The 23,065-nt window shown below is 61.9% G+C and carries 23 protein-coding genes and 3 pseudogenes; 24 read left to right on the top strand and 2 right to left on the bottom strand.

Annotation, left to right across the window (positions count from 1 at the left end; all coding sequences use genetic code 11):
* The first annotated feature begins 4 nt into the window (after positions 1–4).
* The 8 genes from NKI01_RS27155 (at position 5) to NKI01_RS27190 (ending at position 9,454) form a co-directional block, all read left to right on the top strand.
* Complete coding sequence (locus NKI01_RS27155; RefSeq protein ID WP_352457387.1) at positions 5–154, top strand: cbb3-type cytochrome c oxidase subunit 3; 150 nt, start codon at positions 5–7, stop codon at positions 152–154.
* A gap of 2 nt (positions 155–156) precedes the next feature.
* A complete protein-coding gene (gene ccoP, locus NKI01_RS27160) occupies positions 157–1,020 on the top strand; it encodes a cytochrome-c oxidase, cbb3-type subunit III (RefSeq protein ID WP_352549579.1) in 864 nt (287 codons plus the stop codon).
* A gap of 132 nt (positions 1,021–1,152) precedes the next feature.
* Positions 1,153–2,712, top strand: a complete 1,560-nt coding sequence (gene ccoG / locus NKI01_RS27165; RefSeq protein WP_352965299.1) for a cytochrome c oxidase accessory protein CcoG — start codon at positions 1,153–1,155, stop codon at positions 2,710–2,712.
* Positions 2,709–3,206: a FixH family protein gene (locus NKI01_RS27170; protein WP_352753276.1), complete on the top strand. Its 498-nt coding sequence runs from the start codon at positions 2,709–2,711 to the stop codon at positions 3,204–3,206. Before ccoG ends, NKI01_RS27170 begins: the two co-directional genes overlap by 4 nt.
* Positions 3,203–5,491: a cation-translocating P-type ATPase gene (locus NKI01_RS27175; RefSeq protein ID WP_352965300.1), complete on the top strand. Its 2,289-nt coding sequence runs from the start codon at positions 3,203–3,205 to the stop codon at positions 5,489–5,491. Before NKI01_RS27170 ends, NKI01_RS27175 begins: the two co-directional genes overlap by 4 nt.
* A complete protein-coding gene (ccoS, locus tag NKI01_RS27180) occupies positions 5,488–5,640 on the top strand; it encodes a cbb3-type cytochrome oxidase assembly protein CcoS (RefSeq protein ID WP_352920111.1) in 153 nt (50 codons plus the stop codon). Before NKI01_RS27175 ends, ccoS begins: the two co-directional genes overlap by 4 nt.
* 422 nt (positions 5,641–6,062) lie before the next feature.
* Positions 6,063–7,244: a 5-demethoxyubiquinol-8 5-hydroxylase UbiM gene (gene ubiM / locus NKI01_RS27185; RefSeq protein WP_352965323.1), complete on the top strand. Its 1,182-nt coding sequence runs from the start codon at positions 6,063–6,065 to the stop codon at positions 7,242–7,244.
* 302 nt (positions 7,245–7,546) lie between these two features.
* Positions 7,547–9,454 carry a putative bifunctional diguanylate cyclase/phosphodiesterase gene (locus NKI01_RS27190; protein WP_352965301.1) on the top strand — a complete coding sequence of 636 codons (1,908 nt, stop codon included), beginning with the start codon at positions 7,547–7,549 and terminating at the stop codon, positions 9,452–9,454.
* 95 nt (positions 9,455–9,549) lie between these two features.
* Here NKI01_RS27190 and NKI01_RS27195 read toward each other — a convergent pair whose 3' ends face one another.
* The gene (locus NKI01_RS27195; protein ID WP_352453619.1) at positions 9,550–9,819 is read right to left on the bottom strand and encodes a DNA -binding domain-containing protein; all 270 of its coding nucleotides are present in this window, start codon (positions 9,817–9,819) and stop codon (positions 9,550–9,552) included.
* A 128-nt stretch (positions 9,820–9,947) separates the two neighbouring features.
* Between NKI01_RS27195 and NKI01_RS27200 the strand changes: the two genes are divergently transcribed.
* From NKI01_RS27200 to NKI01_RS27275, 16 genes and pseudogenes are all read left to right on the top strand, one after another.
* Complete coding sequence (locus NKI01_RS27200; RefSeq protein ID WP_023679646.1) at positions 9,948–10,181, top strand: helix-turn-helix domain-containing protein; 234 nt, start codon at positions 9,948–9,950, stop codon at positions 10,179–10,181.
* Positions 10,182–10,335: 154 nt separating this feature from the next.
* A complete protein-coding gene (locus NKI01_RS27205; RefSeq protein WP_352965302.1) occupies positions 10,336–10,563 on the top strand; it encodes a hypothetical protein in 228 nt (75 codons plus the stop codon).
* 58 nt (positions 10,564–10,621) lie between these two features.
* The gene (locus NKI01_RS27210) at positions 10,622–10,942 is read left to right on the top strand and encodes a sunset domain-containing protein (RefSeq protein ID WP_352468497.1); all 321 of its coding nucleotides are present in this window, start codon (positions 10,622–10,624) and stop codon (positions 10,940–10,942) included.
* Positions 10,943–11,428: 486 nt separating this feature from the next.
* On the top strand, positions 11,429–12,391 hold the full coding sequence (locus tag NKI01_RS27215) for an ArdC family protein (RefSeq protein ID WP_352457378.1): 963 nt from the start codon (positions 11,429–11,431) through the stop codon (positions 12,389–12,391).
* Positions 12,388–12,591, top strand: coding sequence for a hypothetical protein (locus tag NKI01_RS27220; protein WP_352549568.1), 204 nt, complete (start codon positions 12,388–12,390; stop codon positions 12,589–12,591). Before NKI01_RS27215 ends, NKI01_RS27220 begins: the two co-directional genes overlap by 4 nt.
* Before the next feature lie 14 nt (positions 12,592–12,605).
* On the top strand, positions 12,606–13,025 hold the full coding sequence (locus tag NKI01_RS27225) for a DUF2958 domain-containing protein (protein WP_352549567.1): 420 nt from the start codon (positions 12,606–12,608) through the stop codon (positions 13,023–13,025).
* Positions 13,026–13,102: 77 nt separating this feature from the next.
* The gene (locus tag NKI01_RS27230) at positions 13,103–14,827 is read left to right on the top strand and encodes a ParB/RepB/Spo0J family partition protein (RefSeq protein ID WP_352965305.1); all 1,725 of its coding nucleotides are present in this window, start codon (positions 13,103–13,105) and stop codon (positions 14,825–14,827) included.
* Between the two features lie 544 nt (positions 14,828–15,371).
* Positions 15,372–15,695 (top strand): DUF736 domain-containing protein, encoded by a 324-nt coding sequence (locus NKI01_RS27235; protein WP_023672372.1) that lies wholly within the window; start codon positions 15,372–15,374, stop codon positions 15,693–15,695.
* Between the two features lie 151 nt (positions 15,696–15,846).
* The gene (locus NKI01_RS27240; protein ID WP_023679653.1) at positions 15,847–16,116 is read left to right on the top strand and encodes a helix-turn-helix transcriptional regulator; all 270 of its coding nucleotides are present in this window, start codon (positions 15,847–15,849) and stop codon (positions 16,114–16,116) included.
* Positions 16,113–16,661, top strand: a complete 549-nt coding sequence (lepB, locus tag NKI01_RS27245) for a signal peptidase I (RefSeq protein ID WP_352965307.1) — start codon at positions 16,113–16,115, stop codon at positions 16,659–16,661. Before NKI01_RS27240 ends, lepB begins: the two co-directional genes overlap by 4 nt.
* A gap of 8 nt (positions 16,662–16,669) precedes the next feature.
* On the top strand, positions 16,670–17,335 hold the full coding sequence (locus tag NKI01_RS27250) for a lytic transglycosylase domain-containing protein (protein ID WP_502899476.1): 666 nt from the start codon (positions 16,670–16,672) through the stop codon (positions 17,333–17,335).
* Positions 17,336–17,528: 193 nt separating this feature from the next.
* Positions 17,529–19,499, top strand: coding sequence for a relaxase/mobilization nuclease RlxS (gene rlxS, locus NKI01_RS27255; protein ID WP_352965311.1), 1,971 nt, complete (start codon positions 17,529–17,531; stop codon positions 19,497–19,499).
* A 374-nt stretch (positions 19,500–19,873) separates the two neighbouring features.
* Positions 19,874–20,077, top strand: coding sequence for a DUF1403 family protein (locus NKI01_RS27260; RefSeq protein ID WP_352965313.1), 204 nt, complete (start codon positions 19,874–19,876; stop codon positions 20,075–20,077).
* Positions 20,078–20,477: 400 nt separating this feature from the next.
* A pseudogene (locus tag NKI01_RS27265) lies at positions 20,478–20,600 on the top strand (SMC-Scp complex subunit ScpB); the annotation flags it as partial.
* 433 nt (positions 20,601–21,033) lie between these two features.
* Positions 21,034–21,165, top strand: coding sequence for a hypothetical protein (locus tag NKI01_RS27270; protein WP_352508098.1), 132 nt, complete (start codon positions 21,034–21,036; stop codon positions 21,163–21,165).
* A gap of 695 nt (positions 21,166–21,860) precedes the next feature.
* A pseudogene (locus tag NKI01_RS27275) lies at positions 21,861–22,637 on the top strand (acyltransferase family protein); the annotation flags it as partial.
* A 9-nt stretch (positions 22,638–22,646) separates the two neighbouring features.
* Here the strand turns inward: NKI01_RS27275 and NKI01_RS27280 are convergent.
* Positions 22,647–22,895, bottom strand: a pseudogene (locus NKI01_RS27280) (hypothetical protein); the annotation flags it as partial.
* Between the last annotated feature and the right edge of the window lie 170 nt (positions 22,896–23,065).

Below are 23,065 nucleotides of genomic sequence, written 5' to 3' on the forward strand. Positions count from 1 at the left end.
GGCGATGACCTACAATTTCATGCGGGAGTTTGCCGACAGCTGGGGCCTACTTGCCATGGCACTTTTCTTCCTCGGATGCGTTGCCTTTGCATTTCGTCCCGGCAGCCGCAGGCAAGCCGAGAGAGCCGCTCACATTCCTCTCAAGGACGACTGATCATGGGCAGCGAGCATATCGACGAGGTTTCGGGCATCTCGACGACCGGCCATGAGTGGGACGGCATCAAGGAACTCAACAACCCGCTTCCGCGCTGGTGGGTCATCACCTTCTACATCACCATTGCCTGGGCGATCGGCTACACCGTCGTCTATCCGGCATGGCCGATGCTGACTTCCGCGACCAGGGGTGTGCTGGGGTATTCGAGCCGCAAAGACGTCAAGAATGAACTGGCGGCGGCCGAAGTGGCCAAGGGCAAATATGTCGCTGCCATTCAGGCGAAGACCGTCTCCGAGATTACTGCCGACGATACACTACGCGAATTCGCGGTCGCCGCAGGTGGCGCCGCGTTCAAGGTCAATTGCGTGCAGTGCCATGGCTCGGGCGCTCAAGGGTCCAAGGGTTTTCCCAACCTAAACGACGACGATTGGCTGTGGGGTGGCAACGCCGAACAGATCCAGCAGACGATTGCGCACGGCATCCGCTTCGCATCAGACCCGGAGACGCGCCTGTCGGAAATGCCTGCTTTTGGCGACATCATCACGACGGATCAGATCAAGCAGGTCGGCGCCTATGTCGCAAGCCTCTCCGATCCTGTTCAGGACACAAGCCTGATCGAACTCGGCGCCAATGTTTTCGCCGAGAATTGTGCGGCCTGTCATGGTGAGAATGCAAAGGGCAACAGGGAGCTCGGCGCACCCGACCTGACCGACGCGATCTGGCTTTACGGGTCTGGCGAAACAGCCATCGCCGCGCAGGTCCGCGCCCCGAGGCATGGCGTCATGCCGGCCTGGATCGGGCGTCTCGGCGAGATCAAGGTCAAGGAACTCGCGGTCTATGTCCATTCGCTTGGCGGCGGAGAATAGGAACGCAAGCCTATTCTCGTCCTCCCCCCAACCGCCAAGCGACGAGGCCCGGCGCGAGCCGGGCCTCGGCATCATCCAGAAACCGATGGGTCGGGCTTCCGGCGAAATCGTCGCTGGTGACTGGAGCTTCTCGTGCTCGATAACACGCAAATAGAACGGCTCGAAGCCGATGCGGTCAACTCCGCCAAGACCCGTCAGCCGCTCTATGCCGGACGCAAGAAGATCTTCCCGAACCGGGCCTCTGGCAGTTTCCGCCGCTTCAAGTGGTCGGTGATGGCAATCACGCTGGGGATCTACTACCTGACCCCCTGGCTGCGGTGGGATCGCGGGCCATTTGCCCCTGACCAGGCCGTGCTGGTCAATCTTGCCAACCGCCGCTTCTACTTCTTCTTCATCGAGATATGGCCGCAGGAATTCTACTACGTCGCCGGCCTGCTGGTCATGGCCGGTGTCGGCCTTTTCCTGATCACATCCACCGTCGGCCGGGCCTGGTGCGGCTATACCTGCCCGCAGACCGTGTGGGTCGATCTGTTTCTGGTCGTCGAGCGAGCCATCGAGGGCGACCGCAACGCGCGCATCAAGCTCGATGCCGGTCCCTGGACTGCGCGCAAACTCGTGCTGCGAACATCGAAACACGCCATTTGGCTGGTCATAGGGGTGCTGACCGGCGGCGCCTGGATTTTCTATTTCGCCGATGTGCCGACGCTGCTTGGGGAACTCTTCACCGGCACCGCCGCCCCCGTCGCCTACATCACCGTGTCCGTGCTGACGGCGACGACCTATACGTTCGGCGGGCTGATGCGCGAGCAGGTCTGCACCTACATGTGCCCATGGCCGCGCATCCAGGCGGCCATGCTCGACGAGAATTCCCTCACCGTCACCTATAATGACTGGCGCGGCGAACCGCGCTCGCGTCACGCCAAGAGGGTCCTTGCCGCCGGGCAGCCCGTCGGCGACTGCGTCGACTGCAATGGCTGTGTCGCGGTGTGCCCGATGGGGATCGACATTCGTGATGGCCAGCAGCTTGAATGCATCACCTGCGCCCTCTGCATCGATACCTGTGACGGTATCATGGACAAGCTCGGCAGGGAGCGCGGACTGATTTCCTATGCGACGCTGGCCGACTACAACGCCAACATGATGCTGGCGACCCCGGGCGGCTCCGGTTCAGTCAACCCGTCACTGGTCAGGAGCGCTGACGGCCTGTTCTCCGACAAGGTGGCCCGTTTCCATATCCGCAAGATCTTTCGCCCGCGCACCTTCATCTACATGGGCGCCTGGTCGGCGGTCGGTCTCGCGCTGCTCTATTCGCTGCTGACCCGCGAACGGCTCGAATTGAATGTCCTGCACGATCGCAACCCGCAGTTCGTGACGCTGTCCGACGGTTCGATCCGCAACGGCTACACCGTCAAGCTGCTCAACATGATCCCCGAACCAAGAACGATCATTGTCACGATGCAGGGCCTGCATGGAGCCGAAATGAGCGTCGTCGGCATCGATCTGCCGGCGGATCGCTCCTTTGCCATCCCGGTCGAACCCGACCGGCTGAAGATGCTCAAGGTTTTCGTGCGTCAGCCGGCAGATCAGGTTCGGGGTGCAGCGCAAAGCTTCAAGTTCCGGGTCGAAAACAAGGCAACGTTCGAGTCGGACGAATACACGGCCACTTTCAACGCACCGGAGATCGCCAGATGAGCGACACCTCGCGACAATCTCGCGAATTCACCCGCAGGCATATGCTGTTCACAATCCTTGGCTTCTTCGGCGTGGTCATAGCGGTCAATCTGACGATGGCGACGCTCGCCAACACGAGCTGGACCGGCCTTGTCGTCGAAAACACCTATGTGGCGAGCCAGCAATTCAACAAAAAGGCCGAGCAAGGGCGAGCTCAGGCAGCCCTCGGCTGGACTGGCAAACTGACCATCGCAGGCGGTGAGGTCCGCTACAGCCTCACCGATGCTGGCGGCAAGACGGTTGCCGTGCATGGCGTCAAGGTGCTGTTTCGTCATCCCGCCTACGAGGCCGAGGACGAATCCGTCACTCTTGCAGCTGCCTCCGGTCAGATATTCGCCGCGCACCACATCCCCAAGGATGGCGTCTGGATCGTCGAAATCGACGCCGATGCGAGCCTTGCGGAACCCTATCGCGACGTTCGCCGGATCGTGATTTCCCGCGGGGCGCTGCAATGAGCTGCTGCGTGCCAGGCGCCGAAATGGCATTGGACCTGGAAAAGGTCACACTGGTCCTGCCTTCTGGCCACGAAATCAGACTGGCGAGCCGCTCGATTGGCGAAAATCTTCGCCAGACCGACCTCTCGGTGCCGGCTGTGCATTGTGCCGCCTGCATCCAGACGATCGAGACGGCGATCGGCAAGCTGGATCGCGTCGAAGGCGCTCGTGTCAATCTTTCGACGAAACGTGTTTCGGTCCGGTGGCGCGGCGAGGAGGTTCCGCCATTCGTCGCCACACTTGGACGGCTGGGCTATGGCGCGCACCTGTTCGATCCCGAGGCTGACGGGAAGGACAAGATGCTCTCGGAACTGATCCGCGCCGTCGCGGTCGCCGGCTTTGCGGCGGGCAACATCATGCTGCTATCAGTCTCCGTCTGGTCCGGCGCGCAAGGCGCGACCCGCGACCTGTTCCATTGGGTCTCTGCCTTGATTGCCATTCCTGCGCTCGCTTTCGCCGGCGGCATCTATTTTCGCTCGGCCTGGAATGCGCTGCGCCACAGCCGAATGAACATGGACGTGCCGATCGCGGTCGGGGTATCGCTCGCTTACGCCATGAGCCTCTACGAGACGATCAGCCATGGCGACCATGCTTATTTCGACGCGTCGGTGTCGCTGCTGTTCTTTCTGCTGATCGGCCGCACGCTGGATCACGTGATGCGGGAACGGGCACGGACGGCCGTGAACGGACTGGCTCGGCTGGCGGCGCGCGGCGCCATGGTGCTGCGCGAGGACGGTTCGCGCGACTACTTGCCGGTTGGCGAGATCGAACCGGGAATGGAGCTCTTGATCGCGGCCGGCGAGAGGGTGCCCATCGACGGCAGGATCATTGGCGGGGCGTCGGATCTCGACTGTTCCCTGGTTTCCGGGGAAAGCACGCCCAGAACGGTGGGCCCGGGGGCGCAGGTCCAGGCCGGTACACTCAATCTCACCGGTCCACTGACCATCGAGGCGACGGCCGCCGCGAAGGATTCCTTCCTGGCCGAAATGGTTCGGCTGATGGAAGCGGCAGAGGGCGGCCGCGCCCGCCATCGCAGGATCGCCGATCGCGTCTCCGCGCTCTACGCCCCCGTGGTCCACCTCACCGCCTTTGTGACGTTCCTCGGCTGGATGGCGGCGACCGGCGACTGGCACCGCGCAATAACAATCGCAATCGCCGTTTTGATCATCACATGCCCGTGCGCGCTCGGTCTCGCCGTGCCGATCGTGCAGGTGGTCGCTGCGCGGCGGCTGTTTGAAAGCGGCGTCATGGTCAGGGACGGCTCCGCCATGGAGCGCCTGGCCGGGATCGACACGGCATTGTTCGACAAAACCGGCACGCTTACGCTCGGACTGCCCAGGCTGATCAATGCCCCGTCCATCGATCCGACGATGCTCGCCATGGCGGCCGAGATGGCAGCGCATTCCCGCCATCCCTTTTCAAAGGCAATCGCTGGCCATGCAGCCTTTGCCGGCCAGCCGAAACTCGCGTCCGTCAGCGAGCATCCGGGCTTCGGCATCGAAGCCATCGCCGAGGGCAGTACCTGGCGGCTGGGTCGCCGCGGATGGGCTGAGTGGAAAGCCCGGACCGGCGGCGAAGGCAAACAAGGCTATGGCGGAACCGTTCTGACGAAGGACGGGGTCATTGTCGCGACTTTCGATTTCGAGGATGAGCTGCGTGCCGATGCCAAGGCGGCTCTCGAACTCTTGAACAGCGCCGGCGTGTCGGTGGAGATGCTGTCGGGCGACACAGAAGCTGCCTGTGTCGAAGTCGCGGAAGCACTGGGCGTCGAGCGCTTTATTCCCGCGTTGCTTCCCTCGGGCAAGGTCGAACACATCGAAGCATTGACCAGATCCGGCCACAAGGTCCTGATGGTCGGCGATGGGCTCAACGACACGCCTGCATTGGGTGCCGCACACGTTTCGCTCGCTCCGGCCACGGCGGCGGATATCGGTCGCAACGCCGCGGATTTCGTGTTCCTGCGTAAAAGTCTTCTGGCGGTCCCACTTGCTTTAGACATTTCGCGGAAGGCCGGACGGCTGATCCGGCAGAACATCGCCCTCGCGATCGTTTACAATGGCATCGCCGTGCCGGTCGCCATCCTGGGGCACGTTACGCCACTGATCGCAGCGGTCGCGATGTCCGCCTCGTCCCTCCTGGTCATCGGCAATGCGCTACGCTTGCAAGGTTTCGTGTCAAATGCATCGGTGCAAGATGCCCGACATGACAGGCACTCCGACATTGGCGCACTGGCACAATCCTCATGACGACGCTCGCCTACCTCATACCTGTGGCCCTGTTGCTCGGAGCGCTTGGGCTGGCCGGGTTTCTGTGGGCCTTGAGGAGCGGCCAATATGAAGATCTCGATGGCGCCGCCGAGCGGATCCTGATCGACCGCGACGAGCCACGCAGCTGAGCCAGCCTGCCCTGCAACGACTCGCTCGAATATTTTCCGCGGTTGCTTCGCGTCATGCCGATTTCGGCGCGCGACTGGTGCGAACGGATCAGCCAGAATGCGTTGCCGAACTTTCGGCCAGAAAAGGGCCGCACCGAACGGGAAGCCGGCCATTCCATGATGACCTGACCAGACCATGGCGTGGCGATCGACCAGTCGACCGTGAACCCGCCGTTGCCGCGTTTATCGAGCCTGGTTGATCCACATCAGGGTTATCTCTTCATAGGCATGGTTTATTGATCATTTTTGAACGGAGAACGGATGTCTAACGGACGGTTAGGTCGCGTGGAGACGCTTGGGGAGATGAGCCGCAAACCGTGGATCGATTGCGATGCGCTCCAGTGCCCTTCGTCGCAGATAGCCGACGCTATGGCGGCACGCTGATGGCCGGCTCTGTCGATAGATTCGACGTTATTGTCGTCGGAGCCGGGCCGGTCGGACTTTCCTTCGCCGCATCGCTTGCCCAGAGCCGACTCAAGGTGGCAGTGGTTGAACGGCAGTCGCTCGAAAGCCTGGCGAATCCGGCTTTCGACGGTCGCGAGATCGCGCTGACCCACGCATCGGTTGGAATCCTTCGCGAGCTCGGCGCCTGGGATGCCATCCCGGCTTCGGACAAATCACCGCTACAAGGCGCGCGCGTGCTCAACGGATCGAGCCCTTTCGCCCTGAGCTTCGATTCTCCCAGCGGATCTGGGGAACCACTCGGAATTCTGGTCCCAAATTGTCGGATCCGCGACGCCCTGTTCAAGCTTGTCCACTTCCAGGATCATGCCCAGCTGCTGTGCGGCCGCTCGGTCGTCAATGCAACAACCAGCCACAAAGAAGCAGTCATAACGCTCTCTGATGGCAGGCAATTGGCGGCTCGGCTGCTCGTTGCAGCGGATTCGCGTTTGTCCGCGACGCGCGACCTGCTCGGCATTGGCGCCGACATCAATCGGCTTGGCAACTCCATGCTGATTTGCCGGGTGAGGCACGAGCGCGCCCATCACCAGATCGCGGTCGAATGGTTCGATCACCATCAGACGATAGCGATGTTGCCGCTCATGGAAGGCGTGTCGTCGCTGCTTCTCACTTTGCGCTCAAGCGAGGCCGACAGACTGCTTGCTCTCGACGACGATTTGTTCCTCATGGAATCGACGAGCCGGTGTCGAGGACGCCTCGGAGAGATGACCTTGGCAAGCACCCGCCATGCCTATCCGCTGGTCACGACCTGGGCGCACAAGTTCTGGGCTCCGAGTGCGGCACTGATCGGCGATGCTGCCCTCGGCATGCACCCCGTGACCGCGCATGGCTTCAACATCGGCCTCAGCGGCCAGAAGCAACTCGCCGATGGAATCCTGGCGGCATGTCGTGAGCGCCGCGACATTGCTGATCCTGACATGCTCGGCAGATACGAAAGCCGGCTGCGTCTGTCGGCGGCACCGCTCTATCATGCTACGAATGTACTTGTCGCTCTCTACTCAGGCGAGCACCCGACGGCACGGCTTGCAAGACATGCGGGGCTTCGCTTTGCCCAATATCTTCCCTTTATCCGCCATGGCATCTCGGCCATGCTCAGGCGGTGAATCGCAGGCAGCGCTGCCGCTCTGGAACGCTATCTCGGCCCGGCTTCCTTTTGTCTCGCCGGGCGCGTTTGATGCCGTTTGTAAGGCTGCTTCCATGGTGACGTTGCCGATCCTGGGATGGTTCGGATCAAGGCATAGCACGGTCAAGATCTCGATGGTCAGCCGGCAATCCTAACAGCAGACGTGCGACCCGGAGCCATGGTAAGCGCACTGGTTACCCCCGCTGGATAGTTAACCCGTCCTTCAGTGGGCTTGCGTAAGCTTGTCGTCGCGAACAACGATGGGAGCAAGCCGGTCCGTCCATGGCCCCGAAGAATGAAGACACGCTGGAGGCCAAAATCCGTCAGGATCAGCTTGCTGACCTGAGGACCGGCCTCTTCGTGTCGATGCCGATAAGCGCTATCCTGTCAGGCCTGATTTGGGCGGTGCACGCCCTTTCTGGCAGCGGCTTTGCCGCTGTAATCTGGTTCCTGGTCGTCAATGCGATAAATGCCGCCCGCCTTGCACTCGCGCGTTATCAGCTAAAGGAAACAGGGCGCCATGACAATTTCGTGGGGGTTTTGCGGCGGCTTCGCTGGTTTGGCATCCTTGCTCTTCTGGCAGGGTTTGCCTGGTCCTTCCTGGCCGTCCTGACTGTTGGATACACGACACCTCAAGCACCGCTGCATCTGGTCATTCTGGCGGGCATTTCAGCTGGTGCGGTTACATACGGCAGTTCGTATGCCGCGGCGGCGATCAACTTCATCACACCTCCGCTCCTCATCACGGTGGGTTGCCTTTTGGCGAAAGGCAATTTTGAAGACTACATTCTGGCTTTTACCGTTCTGCTCTTCATGGGCGGCTTGGTTCGAGCTTCGTTTGTTGGGCAAGCACGGTTCCGCGAAGCGAGCCGCCTGAGGCATGAGGCCGAGCGGCTTGCGGCGGAGATGAAGGCCAGTTCCAGGCAGGACCACCTGACGGCCCTTCTCAACAGGCGTGGCCTCGAAGACGCTATCGGACGGTTCGAGACCGCGGATGGCCCCTTCGTGGCAATGCTGGTTGACCTGGACGGGTTCAAATCCGTCAACGATACCTACGGTCACAGGACCGGTGATGAACTGCTTGTCAGGATCGCCCGCCGCATAGAGGAGGAAGCACCGGAAGGCTCAACGCTCGCTCGTATCGGCGGCGATGAATTCGTGCTGTTTTTTCCCTCAACGAGGGTTTCGCTTTCTGCCAGTGATCTCGCCTCCAATATCATAGCCAAAATTGCCCGCCCCTATATCGAGGTCGCGTCCGTCCGGGTGGGGGCATCAATAGGAATATACCTGGCGGAAAGCCCGGGCCTGACCGAAATGTTGTTGCGGGCGGATATCGCCCTTTATACGGCCAAGCGTCGTGGCAGGAACGAATTTTGCCTGTTCGATGCCGAACTCGACAGGGAACTGCAACGCCGCCAGTCCGTCGAACGGGACCTTCATTCGGCGATAAAGACGAGAAGCTTGCAACCTTGGTTCCAGCCGATCGTGAAACTCGACACCGAGGCTGTGGTCGGCTTTGAAGCCTTGCTGAGGTGGTCCCATCCGACTCATGGTGCCATCTCTCCACCCGAAATCATCACAGCTGCACGCGAAACCGGAATGCTTCAGCTGCTGACGCAAACCGTATTCGCCGACTGTTGTGCTTTTATCGACGGCTTGGTGAAAGCTGACTGTCGTGATCTCCGTGTGGCGATGAATGTTTCACCGCGCGAACTGGAAGCCGGCGATATCGACGACATGGTTCTGGATGGTCTGGCGGCAAGAGGTCTCCCTGCAACGATGTTCGAGATCGAGATTACCGAAGAATCCCCGGTTGACCCGGACAGAGTGGATGAAAAGCTCGGACGGCTTTCACATGCCGGCATTTCCATCGCGCTCGATGACTTCGGCACCGGCTTTTCCACGTTGGCATCGCTCAAGGACAGTCGGATACGCAAGGTGAAAATAGACCAGGGCTTCATTCGCGGCTTGGCCAAGTCCCGAGAGGACCGACTGCTTGTCAAATCGGTCATCGATCTCGGTAACATGCTCGGGATCGAGGTCATGGCCGAGGGCGTCGAAACAGAGGCGGATCGGCAAACCCTGCACAAGCTTGGCTGCCGAACCGCTCAAGGCTTCCTGTTCTCCAAGGCTGTGCCTCTGAGCCAAGCACTGGAAATGGCAGTCAAACAGCACGCGAACCAGTTGTGACCGCTCCCGCCGCGCCGTCTCTCGCGGCCGTGCGCTCATGAGTGACGGGTATCTGAACTTCCTTGTTTGAAGAGCATGACAATCCGTGCTGTGCGTCAGCCGGCGAACAGTTCCTTGTAGCCGGTCGTGACCATCCAGTTCGCCCGGTCGATATGGCTGCGAAGAGCCTTGCGGGCGCGGACCGGTTCAAGGGCCGGGTCGATGCCTAGAATGAGATCGGCCATCTCCTCTTCGCTGGCATTGTCGGCGCAGGCATCCAGGATCCGCAGGTAGATCGTGAAATGCTGCCTATCGTAGGCCGTCAGGTTCTCCGACCAGGGGACTTCGTCGCACAGAGTTGAGTTTCGAGTCTCATCTGTTCCCATTGATCGATTCATGCCTGTTGCGAGCCTCGGCTGTTGAGCGCTGGATGCAACGCAGCATATCCCAAAATGGGATAATCCGAAACCGGGATTAGTCGCTGATCCGGTCTTTACCCGACCGGTTCGCCTACATGCCCAAATCTCTTCGCTCGCCCCGCCACCAGCGGTTTCTGGCCCAGCTGGTTTCCCTGCGCAAGGCCAAAGGCCTGACTCAGGCGCAGGTGGCCGAGAAGCTTGATCGTCCCCAATCCTTCGTGGCCAAGTACGAGGGTGGAGAGCGTCGTCTCGACGTCATCGAGTTTCTCGACTTAACTGCGGCGCTTGACGCTGATCCGTGCGAGATTCTGTCCAGCCTGCGGTCCTAGCGGGCGCCCGCGCGCCTAACGGCTCGCGCCGGTGCCGTGAACCGAGCGCGCTTTTCTTCGGCAAGCTGCCATTCCGCTGCGAGTGGGTCTTTACCAAGCCATGCCGATATAGGATGATAATCCTAGGTGGGGCGATTCCTCAACGGAGATCGCAATGGCTAGGACCAAACTTTCCAGGCAGCTTTCACAGGCTGAAATCGAGCGCTTTCTGGCGGAGGCGGAACGGCTGCACAAGAGCATCGTCCAGCCGCTTCTATCACCTAGCAGCAACCATTACCGGGCTCTCCAACGCACCCATGAAGCGCTGTTGAAGACGGTGAAGGATATCACGGGTAAGGATGCGCCGTTCATTCAATGGTTCGGAACAGGACCGGTGAATTAGACCCGACTTGTAGACTCCACGCTGCAAACGTCCCATTCTCTCTTCGGAGGGAAGGGGCGTGGGCAACCATCGCTATCAAGACAATCGGTACAACCGTCGCAGGTATGGCGAGCGCCATCGTTCGAAGGACGTTCCGTTGTGGGCAAAGATCGTTGCTGGTGGAACAATCCTGGCTGGCTTTCTTGCCTTCGAAATCGGCCCTGCCGCTCTCGGCTGCAACATCAAAGCCAATATCAGCTACAACACGGGCGAGCGCATCTATCATGTTCCCGGACAGGAATATTACTGGGAGACGCGCATCAACCTGTTGAAAGGCGAGCGCTGGTTTTGTTCGGAGGAAGCCGCGCGCAAGGCTGGGTGGCGGAAGTCTCGGGTCTGAGCGTCCGTGGTAAATGCTTGCGAAAATGCTGCATCGCACATGTTTTCGGTGCAGCATTCATTTGAAGTATTATCGCGATCCGTTCGAAAAATCTGTCCAGCCTGCCGTCCTGGCGGGCGCCCGCGCGCCTGACGACGCGCACCAGGTGCTCGTGAACCGAGCCCGCTTTTCTTCGGCAAGCTCAGGCGGTCTCGGCCATTCGGCTTCGCCCCTTGGCGTGGGCAGCCCTTCGGGCTGTGACGGCCGCCGCCCTTGCGGGCGGCGCGGTTTGTCTGTTGGCCTTTCCCGGTGGCGCGGGGTGGGCGGCACTCCCTTCTAGGCCCGCCGCGGCAGCCCGCAACCCTTCGCGTGCCGCTCAGGGTCCTCCTCTTCGTTCCGGTCCTTCGGATGCGGTCCGCCTCCCACGGCGGGCCTTTCCGGTCGCGACTCGCCGCCCACCCCGCTTCCGGGGAAAGGCGCGGCGATTGGCGAGCGGAGGATGAGACGATGCATGCAAACAGCAAGCGTTCCGCCAGCGGAGAGGCTGGCGCAGGCAAGGGCGGGCGCCCCAGCGCCAGCCTTTATCAGGAGATCACCGATCGCATCATTGCCGAGCTGGAGCGCGGCACCGTGCCATGGGTCAAGCCATGGGGCAGCGCAAAGGCAGGCCTTGGCCTGCCGAGGAATGCATCCTCTGGGCGCACCTATTCCGGCATCAATATCCTCATCCTGTGGGGCGCGGTCATCGAGCGCAGCTATCCCAGCCAGAACTGGCTCACCTTCCGGCAGGCGCTCGTCCTTGGCGGCAACGTCAGGAAGGGCGAGCGCGGCACGACCATCGTGCATGCCGACCGCTTTGTCCCCAAGGACGAGAAGGAGCGCGCACGCCACGAGGGCGATGAACCACAGGCCGTGCCTTTTTTGAAGCGCTTCACCGTCTTCAATGTCGCGCAGTGCGATAATCTTCCGGAAGACCTCTATGCCGCCGCCGAGCCGCTGCCTCAGTGCGAGATCGTGCCGCAGGCCGAGACGCTCATTCGCGCCAGCGGTGCGGATTTCAGGGTCGGCGGCGATCGCGCTTTCTACATGCCGGGCAGCGACCACATTCAGGTGCCGCCGCAGCCGGCGTTCCATCACCAGATCGACTATTACCGGACCTGCTTTCACGAGCTTGGCCACTGGACCGGCCACCCGACGCGGCTTGCTCGCGACCTCTCCGGCTCGTTCGGCTCCAAGGCTTACGCGCGTGAAGAATTGGTCGCCGAAATCACTGCCGCCTTCGTCTGCAGCAATCTCGGTATCGAGCCGACCGTGCGTCATGCCGATTACATCGGCTCATGGCTGAAGGTGCTGCGCGAGGACAATCGCGCCATCTTCCGTGCCGCCAGTCTTGCTTCCAAGGCCGCCGATTTCCTGTTTGGCCTTCAGGCCGATGCCGAAGGCGAGGCGCAGGAAGGGATTGCGGCATGACGATGCGCGATCCTCAACTGACCGCGAGCGAGCCGACGCCGCAAGGCGAGCAGATGCTCATTCCCGGTGTCCGGCCGATCACCACGCGCGATCGGCTCACCCTCCTGATGGACGCGCCGATGTGTCCGCGCGCGGCGCAAAAGCCGCTCGATATCGGCCTCTTCGATGAAGCCAGCAGAAATCAACTCGACCTGTTCTGACAAGGAGTCTTTCCATGATCCTGATCACCGACCCACTGCGCGCACGACTGCTCGCCAATGGCGCCGCCGACGCCGACATCGACCATTTTCCCGTTGTGAAACTGTTTAATCCCACAGGTGCCGCGACGTGGCTTTTGACCGAACTCGACGCCGATGGCGACACGCTGTTCGGTCTTTGCGATCTCGGCTTCGGCTTCCCCGAACTCGGCAGCGTCAGTCTGGCCGAGCTTGCATCCGTAAAAGGTCCGCTTGGCCTCGGCATCGAGCGCGACCTACATTTCCACGCGCGCTTTACGCTCTCCGTCTATGCCGAAGCCGCCCGCATTTGCGGCCACATCACCGAGGCCGAGCGACTTCTGCGGCAGGCAGCAGACGCCCTTTCAAAGCCCCATTCCGAGCTTCCGCCCGACACGGCGGAACAGCAGCGCCGATAGGCGCAAAAACCGTCCCGCCGCGCCGGCCTTCGGCCTCTGCGGCGGGACAACCTCAACCAAAGCGAAGGAGAGTAACCATGCAGCTTGCCCACATCCCCTTGGATCGGCTCAACATTTCCGCGCTCAACATGCGCCATGGAAAACGCGCGGCCGACATTTCCGACATCCTGCCATCCGTGCGTGCGCGCGGCGTGCTGGTGCCTCTCCTTGTGCGGCCGAACGGCCAGCCGGAAACCTTCGAGATCGTTGCCGGCAGGCGGCGCTATTTCGCCGCGAAATCGCTTGCCGACGAGCGCGGCGAAGGCGATCCCTTGCCCTGCGCCATCATGGAGGACGGTGACGACGCCGATGCGCTGGAAGCCTCGCTGATCGAAAACCTCGCCCGCCTTGATCCTGACGAAGTATCGCAATGGGAGACGTTTTCGCGGCTCGTCAGGCAAGGCCGCACCGTTCCAGACATCGCTGCGACCTTCGGCATCACTGACCTGAAGGTCAAACGCATTCTGGCGCTTGGCGACCTCTTGCCCAAAATCCGCGAAGCCTATCGCCGCGAGGAGATCGACACCGAGACGGTGCGCCATCTCACCATGGCGTCCAAGGCGCAGCAGAAGGACTGGCTGGCACTGTGTGCCGATTCCGATCAATACGCGCCGCGTGGCTTTCAATTGAAGCAATGGCTGTTCGGCGGCCAGTCGATTTCCACCAAGGTGGCGCTGTTTGCCATCGAGGAGTATCCCGGCCTGATCACCTCGGACCTGTTCGGCGAGGACAGCTATTTCGCCGATGCCGACCTGTTCTGGCAAAAGCAGAACGAAGCGATTGCCGCCAGACGCGACACCTATCTCAACGACGGCTGGAGCGAGGTGGTGCTGCTGGAGCCGGGCCAGTATTTCCACCCATGGGACCACGAGAAGACCCCGAAGAAGAAGGGCGGCAAGGTCGTCATCACTGTCTCGCATCGCGGCGAGGTCGGGTGTCACGAGGGCTGGCTGTCACACAAGGAAGCCCGCCGCGCCCGCGAGGGCGGTGAGCAAGAAGAAACAGCCGCCAAGCCGCCGCGCCCCGAACTCACCGGCCCGATGCAGAACTATGTCGATCTGCATCGCCATGCCGCCGTGCGCGCCGCCATGCTCGACCATCCCGCCGTGGCGCTGCGCCTCGTCGTGGCGCACGCCATCACCGGTTCCGGCTTGTGGCAGGTCCGCCGTGAGCCACAGCGCGCAGTCAACGAAACGGTGACTGCCAGCCTTGCCGGCTGCAAGGTCGAAGCTGCATTCGGCAAAAAGCGGCGCGAGGTGTTGGCCCTGCTCGGATCACCGGATGAGGATGGTGGCGTGGTCGCCGGCGGCAATGGCGACGCCTTTGCTATCGCCGGCGTCTTCGCGCGCCACTTGGCGCTCTGCGACGACGATGTCATGCGCGTTCTCACCCTTGTCATGGCCGATACGCTTGCAGCCGGCAGCGCCGTCATCGAGGCGCTCGGCAACCATCTGAATGTCGATATGGGCGCATGGTGGCAACCGGACGACGCCTTCTTCGACCTCTTGCGCGACAAGGAAATCGCCAATTCGATGCTGGCCGAGGTCGGCGGCAAGCTGGTCGCGGATGGCAATGTCGCCGAGAAGGTCAAGACGCAAAAGAAGATCATCCGTGACTTCCTGGCGGGCGAGAATGGCCGCCTCAGGGTCGAGACCTGGCTGCCGCGCTGGATGAAATTCCCGGCCGAAAGCTACACCAGCCGCGGCGGCTTCCGCACCGCCGATCAGTGGGCACAAGTGCAGCCGCTGTTCGTCCGCAAATAGTCGATCAGGGCCCGAGCGGCGGTTCTCTCGAGTGCCGCCGCTCAGGTCGCGCGCGCCGCTCCGGGTCGCGCCGGCTGCCGATTGGGCGTCTTGTCGAGCCAGTGCCGCGCGCGAGAAATCTCGAGCGCCAATTCGCCCCCATTTCGGCAGCCCTGCACCGCGCCGGGTTGCTTGCCGAGGCGCTCCGCGCATGGGCCAATTGTCCGATCCGGTTGGCGACAGAGCCCGCGCAGCCGGCGCCCTGTAATGCCGCCTCCTCTTGTGCCGCCGATCGCGCCACCTGTCTCCATGTGTCTCAGGGACCATTCCCCTGCGGCTGGCTTGACGACCTATGGGCGGATCCGGCCCGCCCGAAACCCTCGCCAGCAGCTTTTTTCCCCGCCGCCTGCGGCGGCTTCCTCGCGCCGCTTCGCTTCAAAAAAGCTGTCCGCTCGGGTCCTCCGCTATCGCTGCGGCCGCCCCGGTTCCGGCGGTCCGGACGCGCCCATCACGGTCCGCCATCGCAGGGGAATGGTCCCCGGCGAGCACCAAAAGGAGACTGAAAATGACCGCGATCGGATACGTCACCAAACAGGAAAACGGCGGCTACAAGGGCCAGCTCAAGACGCTCAGCGTGCGCGCCGACATCGACATCGTGCCCAATCAGGCAAAGAGCGCCGACACCCATCCCGACTTCCGGGTGCTGACGCAAGGGGTCGAAGTAGGGGCCGGCTGGATCCGCACCGGCGAGACCTCCGGCAAGGACTATGTGAGCCTGTCGATTGCCGCCCCGGAGTTCGGTCCGCGGAAGCTCTACGCCAATCTCGGCCGCGCCGCCGGCCAGGATGACGACGACACATACGCCATCATCTGGAACCCCGTCGACTGAACCGCCAGCCTCGAGCCCCGCGCCGCAACCGGCGCGGGGCTCTTCTCAAGAAGGGGCGGCGAAAACTCGCCCCCCACTCTTCGCCCGTCCCCAAAACGATCTCGCTCGCCGATCCTCGCCTTCGCTTGTCCGTAACGAAACGAGGACCATCATGGACGACGAAAACGAACGCGCGGCCCGCGCGAAGAAGGGCAGTCCGTTTCTCAACACCGCGCAGGCCGCCTTCTATATCGGGCTATCCCAGCGCACGCTGGAGAAGATGCGGCTCAAGGGCGGTGGCCCGCAATTTCGCAAGCACGGCCGCTATGTCCGCTATCACATCGACGAGCTCGACGACTGGTCGAAGGGACGCGCGCAGGAGACCAGGCCCGAGGATGCCGGGCACGATTCCGGCTCGGCCGGTGAGGGAGGCCGCTCATGAGCCGGCGTCCCACTATACGTCTGATCGGCAGCCATCTGCGGCGCATTCGGGCGCGCAAGACGATCGCCGTGGCCACAATAGGCCTCGGCCTGATCGGCTTCGCCGCTTTCGACAACCCATCGCCCTGGCTGGTGTGGAACGCCTCGGAGAGTGCGCCGGTCGGCCTCTATCGCGTCGCGTCCGGATCACCGGCTCGTGGCGATCTGGTGCTCGTCCGCCCGCCAAAACCGGTCGCCGATCTCGCCGCCGAACGCTTCTATCTGCCCAGCAATGTGCCGCTGGTCAAGCGCCTTGCCGCGCTGCCTGGCGAGCATGTCTGCGCCTTCGGCGACGCCATCATCATCGGCGGCGAGATTGTCGCGCGCCGGCTGGCAACCGACACGCAGCACCGTCCGCTGCCTTGGTGGAATGCCTGCCGCAAGCTCGCCGCCGACGAGTTTTTCCTGCTCGGCAACGATAGAAACCGCTCCTTCGACAGCCGCTATTTCGGGCCGGTGCCGGCCGAAAATATTGTCGGGGGGCTGGTGCCGCTATGGACCGAGTAACCCTCCTGATGCTGGGCATAGTCGCGATAGCGCCATGCGCCTGTTCCGCCGCGACCGACGCTCAGCCGGCCGCCATCTCCCGTGGTCCGCAGCTCCAACGATGGCAGCCCTTGGTGGCCGAAGCAAGCCGGCGATTCAGCATTCCACAGCCCTGGATTTATGCCGTCATGGATGCCGAAAGCCGGGGGCAGACAATGGTGGACGGACGGCCGATCGCCTCACACGCCGGCGCCATTGGCCTCATGCAGGTGATGCCCGGCACCTACGAGGAGATGCGCGCAGAGCTTGGCCTGGGAGCCGATCCGCACGACCCTCGCGACAACATTCTGGCAGGCACTGCCTATCTGCGCGCCATGTATGACCGCTTCGGCTTTCCCGGCCTGTTTGCCGCCTATAACGCTGGGCCGGACCGCTACGAACAGCATTTGCAGCGTGGGCGACCGCTGCCCAGCGAGACGGTTTCGTATCTGGAAGAGCTCAAGGCTGCGGGGATTTCGGCCGCCGACATGGACGCGTTCACCGGCAAATCCCGTTCCGGAAAAGCGCTGGAAATCCCCTCCGGGCAGTCGCTGTTTTTCCTGCGAAACGGTGTTTCCGTGACCGATCCGAATGGCCAAATCGTGGTGCCGCTCGGATCGGAGCGAGCAAGGTCAGGCCGGCCGGATCGCAGGTGAGGGCAGGGGTACCGTGGGTCGGGCGGGGCAGGGAGGCAGGGAGGCAGGTCCGCGGAAGGCAAGATAAAGGCATCGCCTCCTGGAGGCGGCGAAGTCTTTGTCTGCACATCGTTTTCCACGGAGGCTGCCTTCAGCGTCAGGAGAGCTGCTGCCGACAAACCTCTGATATTGCTTAAGATTACTAGGAGGCTCAATGCAGGATGAAGAGTTCAAGCCGAGCCTGGGCAAAATCGGATCGCGCGGCTCGAAGGCAGGCAAGCGTTTCGCCGGCCAGATCCGCGCCGCGATCAACCGAGCCGGCGGCGGCAGCGGTCGCCGTGGCCGCTTCATCGGAAGCCGGGCGGGGCGCGGCGGGGCTGCTGCCGCCGTTCTCAGAGCGCGCGACCCCCACGCGGCGTTTCGGCAGCGGCGCGCCGTCGTCAAGGCGCGTATCGTCAAGCTGGCCGGCAAGGGTGTTGACGGGGCACGTGCACACCTTCGCTACCTCCAGCGCGACGGCGTCACCCGCGAAGGCGAGCCTGGCGAGCTCTATAGCGCCGACAGCGACCGCGTTGATGGCAAGGCCTTCATCGATCGTGCCGATGGCGACCGGCATCAGTTCCGCTTCATCGTCGCCCCTGAAGACGGCATCGAGTATGATGACTTGAAGCCGCTCACGCGGCGCCTCATGGCGCAGATGGAAGAAGACCTCGGCACTAGGCTCGACTGGGTGGCCGTCGATCATTTCAACACTGGTCATCCGCATACCCATATTATCGTCCGCGGCAAGGACGACCGCGACGAAAACCTCGTCATCGCGCGGGACTACATCTCGTCTGGAATCCGTGAACGGGCGGCCGAGCTGGTCAGCCTCGACCTTGGCCCGAGAACGGACCGCGAGATCGAGCAACGCCTGCGCCAGGAAATGGAGCGGGAACGCTTCACCAGCATCGATCGGCAGCTGCTCCGCATGCGCGACCATGAAGGGCATGTCTCACCGGCCAGCCGAGACACGTTTCGCCAGACGCTGCACCAGGGCCGCCTGCGCAAGCTCGAGCGGATGGGTCTGGCTGAGGAAGTCGGCTCGGGCCGCCGGCGCCTTGATGGCGAGCTTGAAGCGACGCTGCGCCGCATCGGCGAGCGGGGCGACATCATCAAGACCATGCACCGCGAACTGACCGGCAAGGGGCTCGCCCGCAGTGCCGCCGACTATGTTGTCCATGATCGATCTGCAGAGCAGATGCAGCCTGTCGTCGGCCGCATCATTGCGCGCGGCCTGGCCGACGAAATCACTGACCGCCATTACCTCGTCGTCGACGGCGTGGACGGCAAAAGCCACTATGTTGATATCGGCAAAGGCGAGGCCACCCAACCGACGCCAGAGGGCTGCATAGTGCGGGTCACGCCGAGGGACACCGGGCCAAGGCAAGTCGACCGCACAATTGCCGAGATCGCCACGGCCCATGACGGGCGCTACAGCATCGATATCCATCTCAAGCATGACCCGTCGGCCACCGAACGCTTTGCCGAAACGCACGTGCGGCGACTGGAGGCGATCCGCCGGGCGACCGGTCGTGTCGAGCGCGAGCCGGACGGCACCTGGATCGTCGCACCGGATCATCTCGACCGTGTGTCTGACTACGAGCGTCAGCGGGCCGGGGCCGAGCCTGTCACGGTTGACAAGCTCTCATCAATGCTGCTGGAACAACAAGTCAACTTCGACGGCGCCACCTGGCTCGATCGAGAGCTGGTTTCCGACACACCGGAGGCCTTGCACAGCTCTGGTTTCGGCCGCGATGTCCGAGAGGCGCAAGGCCGCCGGCGGCAGTGGCTGATTGCGCAAGGTCTTGCTCGGGAAGAGCAGGACCGGATCGTCTATCGCGCCAACATGCTTTCGATCCTGCGTCAACGTGAGCTGAACCGTGTTGCCGGTCAACTGTCTGACGAACTCGGTCTGCCCTATTCTGAAGCCCAGAGTGGAGGTCGAATAGAAGGCACGCTCCGCCGCTCCGTCGAGCTCGCCGGCGGAAAATACGCTGTCATCGAGAAATCGCGCGAGTTCACGCTGGTGCCATGGCGGCCGGTGCTTGATCGGCATATTGGCAAGGAGGTGTCTGGTGTCATGGGTGGGGAGGGGATTTCATGGACCATCGGCCGGCAGAGAAGCGGACCAAGCATTTCGTGACATGGCTACACAACTTCTTTGCCCGCGTTGAAACGGGTACTCAGTCCGGACGGAGTTCGCCTGCTAATTGCCCGCGGCATTGATCTCGCGAGGGATAAATGGCTGGTCGTGCAAGACTTATCGTTCGCTCTACAAAAAGCGCCCCAATCATTCATCGTATTCCATGGTTCTGAGCCAAAACCCTCCTGCGCCACCACGGCACTCTTCCCGGTGCCACGGAAGCCCCGCCGACGCGGCGGTGCCGGCCTGGTTGCGCAGGGCTGCCCCCGACCCAAACAGTTGCGGCGCATTGAGGACATTGCAATCACTGACGGTGCGGCCATCGGCGCGCTCGATGAGATGGTCCGCCAGCTAGAGAGGTGGGCTGGCGCCTGGTGACAGCGCCTAGGGCTTTCGGCGGCCGTGGTACGGCGAAGCAGGCTCGCGGCGTCGAGGATGAAGCCGCACTTCGCGATGTTCTTCTGCTCACACGACCGGGAGACGAGGTCGGCCCCGCGGGCCGGATGCTGTTGGCCGGGCGTGAACTGGCTGCCCATCCCGCTGAGGATCTTCTAACGGGAGAAACCTCGCTGCGGTAGGGAAGATTTCGGTCGTCGCCCGCGACGACGAGGCGGTCAGCGACCTGGCCAGACGAGCTTCGGCAGCTTTCCGCTGCGGCATGGTGACGTGCGCGATCATGGCCGCCGAATGAGATCGCTTCGAACGCACCGTCGGATGCTGGCTCGCCGACGCTTTACTGGCGCAGCGCCTGGGAGGGGCAATGCGGTGCCGCTACTGGGCACCGAGGCAACTTTGGGCATGAGACCCGATCAATCGCGCCGGGCCGCGACGGTCATTGCGGCATCTGGAGTCGAGGCCGGGTCAGACCGGGGGAAAAACTGCTCGTCGCGTAGGAGCCCCGCGTTGCGCGCCGTCGATCTTTCCGCCCAACTCGGCGCCGCGCGGACCGGGGCCTGCCATTGCCCCGAAACTGAGGCCAAGGCGACGGACCGCCCTGCGTATACCGACGCCATCCGCGCCGCCGTCGGCGGAAACGAGCGAGCCGTGGACCTCACACAATCTGAGGTGCTGGTGACGATGTGCATCGCCTACTTCCATCCGCACTCCTGCCCACGAGCTCACCCGTGCGCCCGCGGTGCTGCGAACCCGCCGGCGAATATTTGGCAGAAGCCGGAGTGGGCGCTCACCCGCGACGATTTTTTTGGCCTTGACCGGGCCGGGCGGCGCGACCCGAGCGTCGGGACAAAAAGCCGGGAAGGGGAGGGCACCAGCCCGGTTGAAGCCAAGGGCATGATGATGTGAGGACGATCTGCTGGCAAGAATTTGCGGAGATCGATGCTGTCCTGGCGCGCTCGTCGAAGATTCTGAGCGGCGCCGACGTGGCTGCTCGAAGGGAGAACACTTCACTGCGTGACCGTCCGGACCTGATTACGATCTCCATTGGAATAAAGAAGAACGACGGGCCGAATGGCAGGGTGGATCGCCAAGATGCGCGATCTGCCGGCTGTGCTGCACGCGTGCGGGAGTCGCCACCATGAGCTTTACGACAAAATTGCCGGCACAGGCCGATTTCAAGAAGGTCTTGCTCTATGCTATCAGGAGGCGATCGCACGCAGCGCAAGATCGGCCAGTGCGGATGCTGGCCAAGCTGCCCGGCGCGTCGTGAGATGTTGCCCGTCGGATGGTGACGCTTTAGATCAGGCGGATCTCCACCCAGCGCCGCGCAGGTCGAACCCAGCGATTTTGTGGCACGCGCTCGAAAGGTGCTGCACCGCGGGAATTGCCGCCTCATCCATGCACTGCAAGAGTCACGAAAGGACGGTGACCCCCGAAGCAAAATCCTATCCGTGGGCACTCACGTGCGCCTGATGCGCACGTATCCATCGTGCGCATGCGTTCCATAAACACAATCGATTTTACCGACCAAAGAGAATAGCGGATACCGCCCGTTTCTTGAGGAAGGCTTATGGAACGACCGGCGCCGCTTGACCATTCGAAACCAATCGAAGTTGGCCGGCGCGAGCCCTGAGTTCCGGTTGATCTACATTCCAGGCGGCGGCACTGCCGCTATTGAGGCGATGAGGACGAAGTTCAATGGAAATATTGGGGCCTTCTAACCCAGAACAGGCCTGTTCCGCTTGTGTCGTGCTGCGGCCCTCATCCTCTCCATTACCGGCTGGATTGGGATGCGACAATCCAGAATGGGATCCGAAGATGCCGTGCGTGAACCACTCTAGAACCAAAGTGGAAGCAGTAACGGCAGGATATCGGCTGGAGGTCTGATGCTTAATCACAAAACAGTCGGTTCGAAGGGGCGCGACCCGTGCCCAGAAGGGACAAAGGCCAGAGACCTAAGCTTCGATTTTGCCCATGCTTTTTTGGTGTGCGTTGATTTGGATATCGAAGGCCGCCGTAATGTCTTCGGCGAACAGTTTAACCAGTGGAATGTTGGATTTTTTTAGGGAGTTCATTGGCACATACTGGTTCATCTGGGCAGCTTTCGCGTCCTTCGTCCTGATAAAGTTGCTCACGACTTTCAATGGCTCGTCGGTGTGGATCATAGGCGCATCTGCAATTGCGATCGCATTCGCGCCCGTCCCGTGGTCAATAACCCCGTTGGTACGATACACATACCCATTCTTTTGTTTGGGGTTCTTGTTTGCGCAGCCGATCGGATGGCAGGCAGCTAGCATCAGGCGCCACAAGGCTATTTTTGTGGTGTTACTTTCGATGGCTGCGTTCATGTGCTTTCTTGTTTGGGGAAAGGAAACGTACGTCTACAACAATCTTGTTTTGATCTACGATGCACAGTCGGCCAAACAAGTGTTGCTGATGTTCGCTGGCTCGGTAGCAACTTCTGCAGTGGCGATGCAGCTTATATTCCTATGCTGGAGAGTTGGCTATTCAACTCGCGTAGCTCGCTTTGTCGCGCTGGAGCTTGGTCGGAGCACACTGCTGCTTTACCTGCTTCAGGGTGCCGTGTTTCGCTTCATGGATCTAATACCGTTCGGAGAGCTTTGGGATCTCGCGAGCAGAATCGAGTTCGCCACTTTGCTTGGTTTGGCGATTGTTGTCACAGCGATGACAGTTCGCAGGATTGTGCGCCACCTTGGATATGTGTCGCGCAGCTATGCTTAATTTATGATGTGACTGCCGACAGTTGGCATTGAAGTCATTGGCGAGCCATGCCGGCGTGGCATTCCCCTCACGGATCACTTGATCCGCCGCCCGAAGTAAGGCGTGCCTGTAGGCCGAGATCGGTCCCGAATGCTCGTAGGACGGCAATTCGCTCGGGAGCCCGATCAGATTTGAAGCTCCGCGACCGTCTGGCGCCGACCGCAGCCAATGAAAGAGCGTCTGACCGATCGTCGCGTTCATCTCCAGAAGCCCGCCTAGCATGTTGTGACCACTGCTGTGGCAATGGCAGTCCTGGATGGCTGCATCAAATAGGTCCAAGATGCCCCGGGTGCGCTTCCACCGCATCACCGGGACCTTCGCTGCAGCTAAATGCAGAAAATCCAGGCGCGCGCTGAAGCATCGTGAAAAATTCATGGATTATGTCAGCT

Origin of the sequence: Mesorhizobium sp. M0815, assembly GCF_040319995.1 — a bacterium.
Classification (GTDB): Bacteria; Pseudomonadota; Alphaproteobacteria; order Rhizobiales; family Rhizobiaceae; genus Mesorhizobium.

Excerpts from the sequence above, each read along its gene's own strand:
- NKI01_RS27155 (WP_352457387.1), top strand. The coding sequence starts at position 5 with ATGACCTACAATTTCATGCGGGAGTTTGCCGACAGCTGGGGCCTACTT.
- ccoP (WP_352549579.1), top strand. The coding sequence starts at position 157 with ATGGGCAGCGAGCATATCGACGAGGTTTCGGGCATCTCGACGACCGGC.
- NKI01_RS27170 (WP_352753276.1), top strand. The coding sequence starts at position 2,709 with ATGAGCGACACCTCGCGACAATCTCGCGAATTCACCCGCAGGCATATG.
- NKI01_RS27175 (WP_352965300.1), top strand. The coding sequence starts at position 3,203 with ATGAGCTGCTGCGTGCCAGGCGCCGAAATGGCATTGGACCTGGAAAAG.
- ccoS (WP_352920111.1), top strand. The coding sequence starts at position 5,488 with ATGACGACGCTCGCCTACCTCATACCTGTGGCCCTGTTGCTCGGAGCG.
- ubiM (WP_352965323.1), top strand. The coding sequence starts at position 6,063 with ATGGCCGGCTCTGTCGATAGATTCGACGTTATTGTCGTCGGAGCCGGG.
- NKI01_RS27190 (WP_352965301.1), top strand. The coding sequence starts at position 7,547 with ATGGCCCCGAAGAATGAAGACACGCTGGAGGCCAAAATCCGTCAGGAT.
- NKI01_RS27195 (WP_352453619.1), bottom strand. The coding sequence starts at position 9,819 with ATGGGAACAGATGAGACTCGAAACTCAACTCTGTGCGACGAAGTCCCC.
- NKI01_RS27200 (WP_023679646.1), top strand. The coding sequence starts at position 9,948 with ATGCCCAAATCTCTTCGCTCGCCCCGCCACCAGCGGTTTCTGGCCCAG.
- NKI01_RS27205 (WP_352965302.1), top strand. The coding sequence starts at position 10,336 with ATGGCTAGGACCAAACTTTCCAGGCAGCTTTCACAGGCTGAAATCGAG.
- NKI01_RS27215 (WP_352457378.1), top strand. The coding sequence starts at position 11,429 with ATGCATGCAAACAGCAAGCGTTCCGCCAGCGGAGAGGCTGGCGCAGGC.
- NKI01_RS27220 (WP_352549568.1), top strand. The coding sequence starts at position 12,388 with ATGACGATGCGCGATCCTCAACTGACCGCGAGCGAGCCGACGCCGCAA.
- NKI01_RS27225 (WP_352549567.1), top strand. The coding sequence starts at position 12,606 with ATGATCCTGATCACCGACCCACTGCGCGCACGACTGCTCGCCAATGGC.
- NKI01_RS27230 (WP_352965305.1), top strand. The coding sequence starts at position 13,103 with ATGCAGCTTGCCCACATCCCCTTGGATCGGCTCAACATTTCCGCGCTC.
- NKI01_RS27235 (WP_023672372.1), top strand. The coding sequence starts at position 15,372 with ATGACCGCGATCGGATACGTCACCAAACAGGAAAACGGCGGCTACAAG.
- NKI01_RS27240 (WP_023679653.1), top strand. The coding sequence starts at position 15,847 with ATGGACGACGAAAACGAACGCGCGGCCCGCGCGAAGAAGGGCAGTCCG.
- lepB (WP_352965307.1), top strand. The coding sequence starts at position 16,113 with ATGAGCCGGCGTCCCACTATACGTCTGATCGGCAGCCATCTGCGGCGC.
- NKI01_RS27250 (WP_502899476.1), top strand. The coding sequence starts at position 16,670 with ATGCTGGGCATAGTCGCGATAGCGCCATGCGCCTGTTCCGCCGCGACC.
- rlxS (WP_352965311.1), top strand. The coding sequence starts at position 17,529 with ATGCAGGATGAAGAGTTCAAGCCGAGCCTGGGCAAAATCGGATCGCGC.
- NKI01_RS27270 (WP_352508098.1), top strand. The coding sequence starts at position 21,034 with ATGAGCTTTACGACAAAATTGCCGGCACAGGCCGATTTCAAGAAGGTC.